The sequence below is a fragment of the Enterobacter cloacae complex sp. S2 genome (genome assembly GCF_015159675.1).
In the GTDB taxonomy this organism is placed as follows: Bacteria; Pseudomonadota; Gammaproteobacteria; order Enterobacterales; family Enterobacteriaceae; genus Enterobacter; species Enterobacter intestinihominis.
Genome location: NZ_JADDTS010000020.1, coordinates 1 through 12,353 on the forward strand (window position 1 = coordinate 1; position 12,353 = coordinate 12,353).

The following is a 12,353-nucleotide window of genomic DNA, read 5'->3' on the forward strand; positions in this document are numbered from 1 at the left end:
GGTGATGGGCGCGCTTATCGACCCTGTCCGAGAGCCACGCGCCAATCACTTCCCCCGCCAGCATGGCGATGAACGGCATCGACGACAGCCAGCCTGCATGCTCAAGGTGAATGCCTTTGCCTTTGATCAGGTAGCCCGGCAGCCAGCCGTTGATGCCCCACAGGTAGGTCAGGAACGCGATGTTAAAGATGCAGATGATCCAGAAGTGCGGGCTGACGAACAGCTCGCGCCGCGCGGCACGCCGCTCGTCCTGTGACGCCTGAGAAGTGCCGGGTTTAGCCTCCAGACGGATCCCGCGCAGGCCGATGCGTACAAAGATAAGCACCGGCACGGTAAGCATGGCCATGACAAAGAAGGTGCTCTGCCAGCCGAAGGTGTTCAGCAGCCAGAGGGAGAGCGGGAAGCCAATTGCCGCCCCTACCGGTGTACCCAGCAGCCACAGCATGGTGGCGCGCGCCTGCAGATGCTGCGGGAAGTTGTGGCGCACGATGGCGAAAGCCAGCGGGAACAGCGGCCCTTCCGCCACGCCCAGCAGGATGCGCAGGACGATCATCAGCGTGTAGTTATGGGTAAAGCCCATCGCCACCATCAGCACGCACCACACAGCCATCATCCCGGTGAGCAGGCGCAGCGGCGCGATTTTGTCGCCTAAACCGCTCAAAAATACCGACGAAAAGTCGTAGCTCAGCAGGAAGGCGCTCATCAATATGCCGAGGCGCGTGGTGTCGAAATCAATGCCCATCGCCTGCTGGAAATGGGTATCCGAAAAGAGCGCCGCGATGCTGATTTTGTCGAAAAACGCCAGCAGCACGCAGGCCAGCAGCGACAACGGGATGGCCCAGCGCACCGCTTTTTCGGGCGTGCGGGTCCCCTCACCGCTCGCCTCAACCGGCGCGGTGTTCGTCTCTAGTGTGGTCATCTCTCCCCCTACGGGTGCGGGTTAGCTATCGCAGTGACATCAGTGAAAATGTCGGGTCGGCAAGCGGTACGTTCGACAGATCCCGCCCCGCCGCCATCCAGCGCTTCGCCAGCTTGACGGTGCGCGCATCGTTGAACGCCACCAGCTGCGTCAGCCGCCCGTTTTCATCCAGCGAGAAGAACAGCGCATCTTCACGCACTATCGTTTTACTCTCCGGCTGCGGAATACCGAGGATCTGAATGTTGTGCTGGTATTGATCCGACCACAGCCACGGCGCGTCGTCGTAGCCTGGCGCATCGGGATTGAGCATCGCTTTCGCCGTCGCCACCGCCTGATTCTGGGCGAAGGCCCAGGACTGGATGCACAGGCCGTAGTGATGGTGCTGGGCGACATCGCCTGCGGCAAAGATGAACGGATCCGAGGTGCGCCCCTGGGCATCCACCACGATCCCGCGCCCGGTTTTCAGCCCCGCATCGCGCGCCAGCTCCAGATTGAGATCGACGCCGATCCCCACCACCACCGCATCAAAGGTTTCACGCTGGCCGTCGCAGTGGATGACCGGCAGGCCGCCGTCGTCCTCCAGCTCCAGCGCGCCGCAGCCGGTACGGATCTCCACTCCCTGCTCGCGGTGGATGGCCTCCAGGCGCTGCGACACCTCGCCGCTCACCGAGCGCATGCACAGGGCAGGCTGCTGCTCGAACAGCGTGACCGCCACGCCGCTTTTCCGCGCGGAAGCGGCAATCTCAAGGCCAATCCAGCCGCCGCCGATAATCGCCAGTTTGTGACTTTCCGACAGGCGACTTTTCAGGCGCTGCGCGTCCTGCCAGTGGCGCAGGGTGTAGACCTGCGGATGGCTGGCCCACGCCTGCGAAGGCAGGCGCGCCCGCCCGCCGGTAGCGATTAAAAGGATGTTGTAACTAAGACATTCGCCGTTGCTTAAACGCACGATTTTCTCTTCACGATCGACTGATTCAGCACGCAGCGGGCGGTACCAGATCAGGTTCAGCGCCTGCTGCGCTTCTTCGCTAAACAGCCGCGGAAGCGCGGAGTCCGGCTCCAGCAGAGACGCTTTTGACAGCGGCGGCCGCTCGTAGAAATCCCATTCCTCTTCCGCCACCACGCAAATCTCGCCGTCGAAGCCCTCGTCACGCAGGGTTTTCGCCGCCCAGCCGCCCGCCTGGCCGCCGCCGATAATGACAATGCGCGATGTCATACCGCCTCCGGCTTTTTCTGCTGACGGCGCGTGTCGTGGTCAATCCCGCCCTCCACCGCCCATTCGGTAAAGGAGACCAGGGAGTGCTCCAGCTCGCGCGGCTGCCAGTTTTCGGTCAGGTAGTCGTCGTTGGTGTAATACTCAAACGCGCCGCCGGTCGGGCTGTTGACGTACCAGAAGTACGCCGACGACACCGGATGACGGCCCGGCCCGATAAAGGTGCTCCAGTCATGTTTATTCATCGCGATACCGCCGCCGATCACCTCGTGGATGTCGCGCACGGTGAAGGCCACATGGTTGAGGCCGCGCTTGCGGTTCGGCAGTTGCAGCAAGAACAGGTTGTGATGGCCGCCACGCGCCCCGCAGCGCAGGAACACGGCGCGGTTGATATAGCGATCCGAGACCTGGAAGCCGAGCACCTCGCGGTAGAATTTCTCTACTGCCGCCAGCTCTTCCACGAAGAACACCACATGCCCCACGTTGATCGGCTGGGCGCGATCGTAAACCGGGCTGGGTGTGTCGATACGGCGGGCGTCGCCCCACTGGTTTATTGGCTCGACGTTAAGCTCCACGTCGGTCTGCTGGGTCACCTGCACGCGCAGCGTCATGCCGTTCGGATCCAGGCATTCCAGCGCGTCGCCCACTTCACGAAAACCTGGCTGTTGCGCCAGCTTCGGGCGCAGCGCATCCAGCTCAGACTGGCTGGCAACCGCCCAGGTCATGCGGCGCAGAGTGTTGCCCGCTTCAAACGCGGGCGGCAGGTCGGGGCTGTTGATCGGGTTAAGCTCCACGCGCGCGCCGCTCAGGGTGGTGAAACGCTGGCCGCTGGCATCGCCCGTCAGGCCAAAATCACGCATAAATTTGGCGCAGTGCGTCAGGTCTTCCACACCAAATTCCAGCTTTTCAATTCCGGTTATACTCATCGTTCGTTGCCTCATCTGGCCCAGATTGGGCGTAAAACATGCCCGACGCAGTCAAGCGCCTGACGTTAACTCACTGATTTAACTGGCCTGTGACAGATACCCTAAGAAGCCAGAAATTTTATCCGCCGCAAGGCGAACCTCGTTTTGCAGGCGCTCGCGGTCGCTCAGTGGGATCTCCTCCGACGGCACCAGAATGCTGACCACCGCCGCCACGCGGCCGCTTCGGTCATACACCGGGTAGACGATGGAAGAGATGCCGTGGCGGAAGAAGGATTCGCCAATGACATACCCGCGGGCTCTGTCCTGCTGCACCATCTGCCACAGGGCTTCGCGGTCGTGAAGCTGCCCCGGCGTGTTGCCCGGCAGGCGCTCATGCGGGAACAGCTGTTCGAAATCAGCGCGGGAAATATCGGTCAACAGCATGCGGCCCAGCGAGGTGCAGTGCACCGGCAGACGGGTACCAATGCTGACCTGGTTGATACGCGACCCGGCGGCGCTGACGCGGGCGATATAGATAATGTCGCGCCCGTCGCGGATCGCCAGATGGCTGCTGCACTGGCTCACGTCGCGCAATTGCTCGATCACCGGCTGGCCGACCTGCGCCACGTCCAGCGAGGCGATGTACTCAAAGCCAAGACGCAGCACGTTCATGCCCAGCGAAAAGGTATTGGTGCGCGTGTTGCGCTCCAGAAATCCCATGTACTCCAGCGTCTGTACCACGCGATAGGCGGTGGCCTTCGGCATATCCACCAGCCGATGCAGTTCGGCAAAGGTCAGATCGCGATGCTGCTCGCCAAAGGCCAACAGCAGCTGTAAACCGCGCTCCAGCCCCGGCACCAGATACTTCACTTCCTGATCGTTTGCCATCATTGCCCTACCTTAGTTAAAGACAAAACCGCCGTTGACCGGGATCAGCTGTCCGGTGATGAACCGCGACAGATCGCTTAACAGCCAGACCACGCTGCCGGTGACGTCTTCCGGCTGCTGTGCCCCGGTTAACGCGCGGCCGTTTTCGTAGAGTTGATGCCGTTCGGCGGGGACATATTCCGTCGCCTCGACGCGGGTTAGCCCCGGCGCGATGGCGTTAATGCGTATACGCTTTTCACCCAGTTCGCGCGCCATTGAGCGGGTCATGGCAATCACGGCGCCCTTGCTGGCGACGTAGGCCATCAGGCGCGGCGCGCCCCACAGCGCGGTGTCGGACGCGACGTTCACGATGCCCGCCCCCTCGCGCAGCAGCGGTACGGCGGCGCGCGTTACCAGCCAGGTGCCTTTGACGTTGACGCTCATCACCCGATCCCAGAGATCCGGATCGTAATCGAGCATATTTTTGCCGCCGACGCCCGTCGCCATCGCCGCGTTGTTCACCAGACCGTCAATCTGCCCCTGCTCGCCAATCGCGCTGAACACCTGCTCAATGGACTGCGGATCGGCCAGATCGATAACGTGCGATTCGATCGCATAGCCTTGCTCACACAGCCGGTGGGCGCTCTCGGCCAGCTCGCCTTTGAGGATGTCGCACATCACCACCGCCGCGCCCTGCTCCGCGCAGGTTTTGGCAAAGTGAAAGCCCAGCCCGCGCGCGGCGCCGGTTATGACGATGCGCTTACCGCTCAGCAGCCCGTTCATCAGGCGGCCCCCTGCTGTGCTTCACGCATCGCCAGCTGCTCTTTGGCGGCCTTTTGCATCATGCGACGCAGGCGCGAGAGGCCAACGTCGTGCTGATACAGGTATTCATGATCGCGGGCGTTTGGCGCCAGGCTCTCCAGCACCACGCGGTCCTGCTCCAGCACTTCCCAGTGCAGTTTTTCCAGCCGGTTGCGGTACATGAAGCGCCACATATCGCGCTGCCAGCCCTGCACGCGGCGGATGCGCCAGAAGAAGACGCGGCAGTTGTCGTTATCTTCCGGCACCACCATGCCGACGATAAAGAAGTGGCCGCCCGGCCCGAAACGCTTCTTGTACGGAATGGAGAGACGCATCCAGCAGGTGCCGCTGTTGCCCAGCTCCACCCAGTCGAAGTTGACGCCGCTCTGTCCTTTCTTCTCAAAGATAAAGCCGGTTTTGGTCGGCTGGAGCACCATGTCGGCCTTGCGATCCCCTTCCGCCATCGAGTGCGAGGAGGAGTGCAGATAGGTGCCGTGCATCGGGTCCATCACGTTTTCCAGCGCGTACTGGTAATTGCATTTCCACGCGGCGGTGCAGAGGAAGTTGCTGAAGTTTTCCGTGTCGGCGAGTTCATCCGGGAAGGTCAGTTCGTCCGGCTGCTGATCCGCGGTGACGCCAAACCAGAGGAAGATGGCGCCGTGCGCCTCCTGCACGTTATAGCTGCGCACGCACTGCTGGCCGACCAGCGGACATTTATCCACAGCGGGCACGTCTTTCACCTCGCCGTTGCCCGCCACCTCTACGCCGTGATACCAGCAGGCGATGCGGTCGCCGAGGTTCCAGCCCATCGACAGGCGCGCGCCGCGGTGCGGACAGCGGTCCTCCAGCGCCTGCACCTGGCCGTCTTTGTTGCGCCAGACCACAATCTGCTCGCCCAGGCGGGTGATGCCCACAGGAGCAGACTGCACTTCCCAGCTCGCCAGCACCGGATACCAGAGGCCGCGCAGGCCTTTATCCAGATAGTGTTGTACGGTCGTTGTCATCGCGTTGCCCTCAGTAGCCGTTAACCTGTAAGAATGCCTGGAAGCTGGCGTCGCTCCACGGCTCGCCCTGCTGGTCGTGCATGCGCACCGCGTTCAGCCCGTTTACCAGCTCCGGCAGGGTTTCAACGCCCTGTTCGAAGAGCTCTTCCAGCGTCGCAATCAGCTTCACCTCCCAGCTTTCCGGCTCGCGGCTGCGGGTCTGCCAGATCAGGTTCTGGTACTCGCCCGGCTTGTGAATGGCGCCATTACCGCCCTCTGCCGGCGGGGTAAACTGGCGGCTTTCCGGCAGCGCCGGGTTGTAGTTCAGCGTGTCGCTCATGCCACGGTCTCCTCAACAAAGGTAATCTGAATCTGGTTTTCAAAGACCCGAACCGGGTAACGGTTGAGGTTGCGTCCTCCGGGGCCGTGCAGACACTGGCCGGTTTTGACGTCGAACACCGCCTCGTGCAGCGGGCATTCCACCTTGCCGTCTTCTACGAAGCCCTGACTCAGCAGGGCATAGGCGTGGGGGCATACGTCTTCCAGCGCGTAATATTCACCGTCGATCAGGTAAACGCCGATCTCTTTCCCGTCGACGTTGCCGCTAAAAGGGAAATCTTCCTGTACTTGTTCTGCGTCACATACGCCTATCCAGCTCATCACGATCCTCCAGGCTTTTGTTTCATATATGAAACTCTGTTTCTTATTTAATACGGTCAATATAAAAGCGATGAATGTTTCGTCAAGCGACAATGTGACGAATTTGTTAATCGATCGGCAATTAATTAACTAAGTGTGCAAGGGATCACGAAAAAATGCAGCGATATGAAATTTTCATTATTACAGCGTGAGAAATACGTTTTTTTAATGGTCTCTTATTTTGAATAAAAGATATTGACTTCCTTTCTTTTTACTCTTTAAAAATAAATTAACGTCACCTCTTTCGCGTTTCACCGGTGAAACTGATTTTTAATTTATCTTTAATAAACAATGAGTTTCACAGGTGAATCATTTTAGCTCCGTGACAATCACATTGATGAAAAATATAAGTTACAAAAAACGTAAGGCGGACATGATGACGGCAAGATGGCAAGGCACGATTGCGCTTTTATTACTCATTATTATTTCGTACGTCGATCGGGTAAATATCTCGGTAATGATTTTAAACCCGGAATTTGCCGAACATTTTCAGTTAAATGAAAACAGAATGTTACAGGGTCTACTCATGACCTGCTTTCTTCTGGGTTATGGTTTTTCCGCTCTATTATTAACGCCGGTTATTGAAAGCAAACTTCATTATCGGCAGGGATTATTAAGCAGCATTGCGATTTGGGCCGCGGTCTGCGCGGTTTCGCCTTTGTTAGGCTCGCTGACGGGAATGGTCATCGCCCGCGAAATAACCGGGGTTTGTCTACACCTTCACGCTGGCCTGGGGAATGTTGCTGCTGCGCATGCGGCGCGCAGCAGCAATCAGCGCGTAAGGCTTATTCGCCTTTTTTCGCTGCCTGGATGTAGAGCATTTCCAGCGCCAGGGTCGCCGCGGCCAGCGCGGTGATCTCGGACTGGTCATAGGCCGGAGCCACTTCCACCACGTCCATCCCGACAATGTTCAGATCCTTCAGGCCGCGCACCAGCTTGATGGCGCGGTCTGACGTCAGGCCGCCGATCACCGGCGTACCGGTACCCGGTGCGAATGCCGGATCCAGGCAGTCGATGTCGAAGGTCAGGTAGACAGGCATATCGCCGACGATCTGCTTAACCTGAGCCAGAATATCGTCCACGCCGCGATCGTTCACCTGGCCCGCGTCGAGTACGGTAAAGCCGTTGTCTTTGTCGAACTCGGTGCGGATGCCGATCTGCACGGAGTGGTTCGGATCGATCAGGCCTTCTTTCGGCGCGGTGTAGAACATGGTGCCGTGGTCGAATTCGCAGCCGTTCGCGTAGGTGTCGGTATGCGCGTCAAAGTGCACCAGCGCCATTTTACCGAAGTGCTTCGCGTGGGCGCGCAGCAGCGGCAGTGTCACGAAGTGGTCACCGCCGAAGGAGAGCATGCGTTTACCGGCCGCCAGCAGCTTCTCGGCGTGCGCCTGCAATTTTTCGCTCATTTCGCGCGCGTCACCGAAGGCGTACACCAGATCACCGCAGTCCACCACGTTCAGGCGCTCGCGCATGTCGAAGTTCCACGGGAAGCGGTTGTGCTCCCAGGCCAGGTTGGTGGAAACCTGACGGATTGCCGCCGGGCCATGACGTCCACCCGCACGACCGGACGTTGCCATGTCGAACGGTACGCCGGTGATCACCCAGTCAGCATCGCTGTCGTAAGGCTGGAAGTTCATCGGAAGGCGTAAAAAACCAAACGCGTTAGATACCAGAGAGTTATCGTACTGATGACCTAAAGTGCTCATGTCCTGACCTCTTATAAAGTCGATACATTAAAACAGATGAAAAAAAATCCCCTCCGCGTCGTTAAACCCGACGAGGAAGGGATTGATTCGTAAATCGCATAGTGGGGCGAATTATCGCCGTTAATTCATACGGGTTCAAGTGAGTATAGGGCATCGTGCGGTCTGATGCCCTCACCCCAACCCTCTCCCACCGTGAGAGGGAGGTTTTACTACTCGTCTTCCAGATACGTATACCCGTACAGACCCGCTTCAAACTCTTCCAGGAACTGCTGCTGCAAGGCATCGTCCAGACCGGTGTTTTTGACCTGATCGCGGAACTGGGTGAGCAGTTTTTTCGGATCCAGCTGAACGTATTCGAGCATATCCGCCACGGTGTCCCCTTCGTCGGACAGCTCAACCTCCACGCTGCCGTCAGGGAAGACAAACACGTCAACCGCTTCGGTATCACCGAACAGGTTGTGCATGTTGCCGAGGATCTCCTGATACGCACCCACCATAAAGAAGCCCAGCATTGGCGGGTTCTCCGGATCGTACTCCGGCATTGGCATGGTCGTTGCGATACCGTCACCGTCGACGTAGTGGTCAATCGCGCCGTCTGAGTCACAGGTAATGTCCAGCAGCACCGCGCGGCGTTCCGGCGCATGATTCAACCCTTCCAGCGGCAGAACCGGGAACAGCTGGTCGATACCCCAGGCATCCGGCATCGACTGGAACAGGGAGAAGTTGACGTACATTTTGTCCGCCATACGTTCCTGCAACTCGTCGATAATCGGACGGTGTGCGCGGTTGCTCGGATCGAGCTGCTTCTGCACTTCATGGCACATGTTCAGATAGAGCTGCTCCGCCCACGCGCGTTCCTGCAGGCTAAAGGTGCCTGAAGAATAACCGACGTGAATGTCGTGCAGATCCATCTGGCTGTCGTGCAGCCATTCGCGCAGAGAACGACGCGTGCCCGGCTCGTGCATCTCCTGCCAGGTTTCCCACATGCTTTGCAGGGAACGTGGAGCATCGTCTGCCGGAGGCGTGGCTTCAGTGATTTCGCTGCGCTCAACGCCGATGATGTTAGAGACCAGCACCGTATGGTGCGCAGTGACCGCGCGGCCGGATTCGGTGATCACCGTCGGGTGCGGCAGGCCGTGCTCTTCGCAGGCATCGCCAATCGCCCAGATAATGTTGTTGGCGTATTCGTTCAGGCCGTAGTTGACCGAGCAGTCAGACTGCGAGCGTGTCCCTTCGTAATCCACGCCCAAGCCACCGCCCACGTCAAAGCACTGAATATTTACGCCAAGCTTGTGCAGCTCAACGTAGAAACGTGCCGATTCACGCACGCCGGTGGCAATGTCGCGAATGTTGGCCATCTGCGAGCCAAGGTGGAAGTGCAGCAGCTGAATGCTGTCCAGACGACCGCGCTCGCGCAGAATTTCCACCAGCTGAAGCACCTGGTTCGCCGCGAGGCCGAACTTGGATTTTTCACCGCCGGAAGACTGCCATTTACCGGAACCCTGCGACGCCAGTCGCGCACGCACACCAAGGCGTGGGATCACGTTCAGACGCTCGGCCTCTTCCAGCACGATCGCGATTTCGGTCATCTTCTCGATCACCAGATAGACCTTGTGGCCCATCTTCTCGCCAATCAGCGCCAGACGAATGTATTCGCGGTCTTTATAGCCGTTACAGACGATCACCGACCGGGTCATGCCCGCGTGCGCCAGAACCGCCATCAGCTCCGCTTTGGAGCCAGCTTCCAGGCCCAGCGGTTCGCCGGAGTGGATCAGGGACTCAATCACGCGACGGTGCTGGTTTACCTTGATCGGGTAAACGAGGAAATAGTCGCCGTTATAACCATACGATTCCCGCGCGCGTTTGAACGCGGCGTTAATAGAACGCAGGCGATGTTGCAGGATCTGCGGGAAGCAGAACAGTGCAGGCAGGCGCTGACCCTGGGCTTCACGGGCTTTCACCAGCTTAGCGAGATCCACGCGCGCTTTCGGGACGTCCGGATCCGGGCAGACACTGATGTGGCCCAGCTCGTTAACGTCGTAGTAGTTATTGCCCCACCAGGCAATATTGTAAGTGCGCAGCATCTTGCTGGCTTCCTGGGAGCTCATCGCAACCTCCTGCATAGAACGTAGTACACCCTGTTCGCCTGCTGACGAAGGCGAAAGCGAAGACATGTCGTCAGACATAGCGAACCTCAACTCTTTGTATTAAGTGTAAAACAGTTGACTACTATCGCAGCGTTATACGGCGATAACAACCCATTAACGGCTCCATTTCCCAGCAGAGTATGCTGAAATCCAGACCGTGCGACCGGTTTCTTATTCATATCATTGTAAAACACGTATCCGAACTCTGTATGACAAGGTTCGGCGAAACCACGAGAAAACTCCTGTATTAACAAGAGCGCCCTTGTTCAGTTTTCACAAAGCGTGACCGGCTCTGGAATCCTGAGAAGCACCGAGATGGGTATAACATCGGCAGGTGTTTAGACCAGAAGTGCGGGTGGGAATCAAATGCGCGCCAGAACGACTGCGCTGAATGAGCGGAAAACAATGGTTCATTATCTCGTATCACCTCCACGGCCGCCTCTGCTGAAACGGACCACAAGCCAAAGCTAAAAGTTCACTGCTTAACCCGGCTGGAAGTGGCGACACGATGTGTTCATCGAGCGCTTATTTTATATGAGCCGCGCGCCGCGTTTTATACCGAGAAGGTCGCTAAAAAGCAAAACAAAAATGCGCAGGTTGCCAGCGCCGTCAGGAAAAATTTCCAGCCGTGTTTTCAACGCAGTGAGAGGTGAGTCAAAAAAAACTGGAAATCGGGTGAAGAAGTGACCTAAAATAGACGTCCAGATGTTAATCCATCCATACCGATTAACACTCAGACTGCCAGTGTCAAAATCCTGCAGGCCTTGGTAGAATTATCTCCTTTGGCTATTCCACACAGCAGTTCGAGCTAACCAAATTCCTTTTAGGTGAAATAAAACATGGCAAAACACCTGTTTACGTCCGAGTCCGTATCAGAAGGACATCCTGATAAAATTGCTGACCAAATCTCCGATGCGGTGCTGGATGCGATCCTCGCGCAGGATCCAAAGGCGCGCGTAGCGTGTGAAACCTATGTCAAAACCGGCATGGTTCTGGTTGGCGGTGAGATCACCACCAGCGCATGGGTTGATATCGAAGAGATCACCCGTAACACGGTGCGTGAGATCGGTTATGTACATTCTGATATGGGCTTTGATGCCAACTCCTGCGCCGTACTGAGCGCTATCGGCAAACAGTCCCCGGACATCAACCAGGGCGTTGACCGTGCCGATCCGCTGGAACAGGGCGCGGGCGACCAAGGCCTGATGTTCGGCTACGCGACCAACGAAACCGACGTGCTGATGCCAGCGCCGGTGACTTACGCACACCGTCTGGTGCAGCGTCAGGCTGAAGTGCGTAAAAACGGCACCCTGCCGTGGCTGCGTCCGGATGCAAAAAGCCAGGTGACCTTCCAGTATGACGACGGGAAAATCGTCGGCATTGATGCCGTGGTTCTTTCCACGCAGCATGCTGAAGATATTGACCAGAAATCCCTGCAGGAAGCGGTGATGGAAGAGATCATTAAGCCGGTTCTGCCAACTGAATGGCTGAGCTCTGCGACCAAATTCTTCATCAACCCAACCGGACGCTTCGTTATCGGCGGCCCAATGGGTGACTGCGGTCTGACCGGTCGTAAAATCATCGTAGATACCTACGGCGGCATGGCGCGCCACGGTGGCGGCGCGTTCTCCGGTAAAGACCCGTCTAAGGTGGACCGTTCTGCGGCGTACGCTGCACGTTATGTGGCGAAAAACATCGTTGCTGCGGGCCTGGCTGACCGCTGTGAAATTCAGGTTTCCTACGCCATCGGCGTGGCTGAGCCAACCTCCATCATGGTGGAAACCTTCGGTACTGAAAAAGTGCCTTCTGAACAGCTGACCCTGCTGGTGCGTGAGTTCTTCGACCTGCGTCCATACGGTCTGATTCAGATGCTGGATCTGCTGCACCCAATCTACCAGGAAACCGCAGCGTACGGTCACTTTGGTCGCGAACATTTCCCTTGGGAAAAAACCGACAAAGCCGCCCTGCTGCGTGATGCTGCCGGTCTGAAATAAACGACTGCCAGCAGCTTAAACAGGCCAGCCTTTGTGCTGGCCTTTTTTATGTCGGGTGGCGGCTAAGCCTTACCCGACCTACGGGTAGTGAATTTTTGTAGGCCGGGTAAGGCGCAGCCGCC

12 protein-coding genes and 1 pseudogene are annotated in these 12,353 nt (G+C 58.0%); 2 read left to right on the top strand and 11 right to left on the bottom strand.

Features of this window, described 5'->3' with window-relative positions; translation table 11 throughout:
• From IPZ49_RS11260 to IPZ49_RS11295, 8 genes are all read right to left on the bottom strand, one after another.
• The coding region (locus IPZ49_RS11260; RefSeq protein ID WP_193762843.1) for an MFS transporter at positions 1 to 919 on the bottom strand (919 nt) is incomplete at its 3' end.
• A gap of 25 nt (positions 920 to 944) precedes the next feature.
• Complete coding sequence (locus IPZ49_RS11265; RefSeq protein WP_022649341.1) at positions 945 to 2,132, bottom strand: NAD(P)/FAD-dependent oxidoreductase; 1,188 nt, start codon at positions 2,130 to 2,132, stop codon at positions 945 to 947.
• On the bottom strand, positions 2,129 to 3,055 hold the full coding sequence (locus IPZ49_RS11270) for a VOC family protein (protein WP_022649342.1): 927 nt from the start codon (positions 3,053 to 3,055) through the stop codon (positions 2,129 to 2,131). Before IPZ49_RS11270 ends, IPZ49_RS11265 begins: the two co-directional genes overlap by 4 nt.
• Before the next feature lie 78 nt (positions 3,056 to 3,133).
• Positions 3,134 to 3,922, bottom strand: a complete 789-nt coding sequence (locus IPZ49_RS11275; protein WP_063146846.1) for an IclR family transcriptional regulator — start codon at positions 3,920 to 3,922, stop codon at positions 3,134 to 3,136.
• A gap of 12 nt (positions 3,923 to 3,934) precedes the next feature.
• A complete protein-coding gene (locus IPZ49_RS11280; RefSeq protein ID WP_023298564.1) occupies positions 3,935 to 4,684 on the bottom strand; it encodes an SDR family oxidoreductase in 750 nt (249 codons plus the stop codon).
• Positions 4,684 to 5,706 carry an aromatic ring-hydroxylating dioxygenase subunit alpha gene (locus tag IPZ49_RS11285; RefSeq protein WP_017692695.1) on the bottom strand — a complete coding sequence of 341 codons (1,023 nt, stop codon included), beginning with the start codon at positions 5,704 to 5,706 and terminating at the stop codon, positions 4,684 to 4,686. Before IPZ49_RS11285 ends, IPZ49_RS11280 begins: the two co-directional genes overlap by 1 nt.
• Before the next feature lie 10 nt (positions 5,707 to 5,716).
• Positions 5,717 to 6,025 carry a recombinase-like helix-turn-helix domain-containing protein gene (locus tag IPZ49_RS11290; protein ID WP_022649346.1) on the bottom strand — a complete coding sequence of 103 codons (309 nt, stop codon included), beginning with the start codon at positions 6,023 to 6,025 and terminating at the stop codon, positions 5,717 to 5,719.
• The gene (locus IPZ49_RS11295; protein ID WP_003860044.1) at positions 6,022 to 6,345 is read right to left on the bottom strand and encodes a non-heme iron oxygenase ferredoxin subunit; all 324 of its coding nucleotides are present in this window, start codon (positions 6,343 to 6,345) and stop codon (positions 6,022 to 6,024) included. Before IPZ49_RS11295 ends, IPZ49_RS11290 begins: the two co-directional genes overlap by 4 nt.
• A 415-nt stretch (positions 6,346 to 6,760) precedes the next feature.
• On the opposite strand from IPZ49_RS11295, the pseudogene IPZ49_RS11300 reads away from it, so the two are divergent.
• Positions 6,761 to 7,093, top strand: a pseudogene (locus IPZ49_RS11300) (MFS transporter); the annotation flags it as partial.
• Positions 7,094 to 7,169: 76 nt separating this feature from the next.
• Here the strand turns inward: IPZ49_RS11300 and speB are convergent.
• The 3 genes from speB to yqgB form a co-directional block, all read right to left on the bottom strand.
• On the bottom strand, positions 7,170 to 8,090 hold the full coding sequence (speB, locus tag IPZ49_RS11305; protein WP_017382921.1) for an agmatinase: 921 nt from the start codon (positions 8,088 to 8,090) through the stop codon (positions 7,170 to 7,172).
• A 209-nt stretch (positions 8,091 to 8,299) separates the two neighbouring features.
• Positions 8,300 to 10,276 carry a biosynthetic arginine decarboxylase gene (gene speA / locus IPZ49_RS11310; RefSeq protein WP_063146833.1) on the bottom strand — a complete coding sequence of 659 codons (1,977 nt, stop codon included), beginning with the start codon at positions 10,274 to 10,276 and terminating at the stop codon, positions 8,300 to 8,302.
• 8 nt (positions 10,277 to 10,284) lie between these two features.
• On the bottom strand, positions 10,285 to 10,416 hold the full coding sequence (yqgB, locus tag IPZ49_RS11315; protein WP_057979949.1) for an acid stress response protein YqgB: 132 nt from the start codon (positions 10,414 to 10,416) through the stop codon (positions 10,285 to 10,287).
• Between the two features lie 660 nt (positions 10,417 to 11,076).
• Between yqgB and metK the strand changes: the two genes are divergently transcribed.
• Positions 11,077 to 12,231, top strand: a complete 1,155-nt coding sequence (gene metK, locus IPZ49_RS11325; RefSeq protein WP_022649349.1) for a methionine adenosyltransferase — start codon at positions 11,077 to 11,079, stop codon at positions 12,229 to 12,231.
• Positions 12,232 to 12,353 lie beyond the last annotated feature (122 nt).

What these genes read in the sequence shown, in the direction of transcription:
- IPZ49_RS11270 (WP_022649342.1), bottom strand. Translation starts at nt 3,055, where the DNA reads ATGAGTATAACCGGAATTGAAAAGCTGGAATTTGGTGTGGAAGACCTG.
- IPZ49_RS11290 (WP_022649346.1), bottom strand. Translation starts at nt 6,025, where the DNA reads ATGAGCGACACGCTGAACTACAACCCGGCGCTGCCGGAAAGCCGCCAG.
- metK (WP_022649349.1), top strand. Translation starts at nt 11,077, where the DNA reads ATGGCAAAACACCTGTTTACGTCCGAGTCCGTATCAGAAGGACATCCT.
- IPZ49_RS11265 (WP_022649341.1), bottom strand. Translation starts at nt 2,132, where the DNA reads ATGACATCGCGCATTGTCATTATCGGCGGCGGCCAGGCGGGCGGCTGG.
- speA (WP_063146833.1), bottom strand. Translation starts at nt 10,276, where the DNA reads ATGTCTGACGACATGTCTTCGCTTTCGCCTTCGTCAGCAGGCGAACAG.
- IPZ49_RS11295 (WP_003860044.1), bottom strand. Translation starts at nt 6,345, where the DNA reads ATGAGCTGGATAGGCGTATGTGACGCAGAACAAGTACAGGAAGATTTC.
- IPZ49_RS11285 (WP_017692695.1), bottom strand. Translation starts at nt 5,706, where the DNA reads ATGACAACGACCGTACAACACTATCTGGATAAAGGCCTGCGCGGCCTC.
- IPZ49_RS11275 (WP_063146846.1), bottom strand. Translation starts at nt 3,922, where the DNA reads ATGGCAAACGATCAGGAAGTGAAGTATCTGGTGCCGGGGCTGGAGCGC.
- speB (WP_017382921.1), bottom strand. Translation starts at nt 8,090, where the DNA reads ATGAGCACTTTAGGTCATCAGTACGATAACTCTCTGGTATCTAACGCG.
- yqgB (WP_057979949.1), bottom strand. Translation starts at nt 10,416, where the DNA reads ATGAATAAGAAACCGGTCGCACGGTCTGGATTTCAGCATACTCTGCTG.
- IPZ49_RS11280 (WP_023298564.1), bottom strand. Translation starts at nt 4,684, where the DNA reads ATGAACGGGCTGCTGAGCGGTAAGCGCATCGTCATAACCGGCGCCGCG.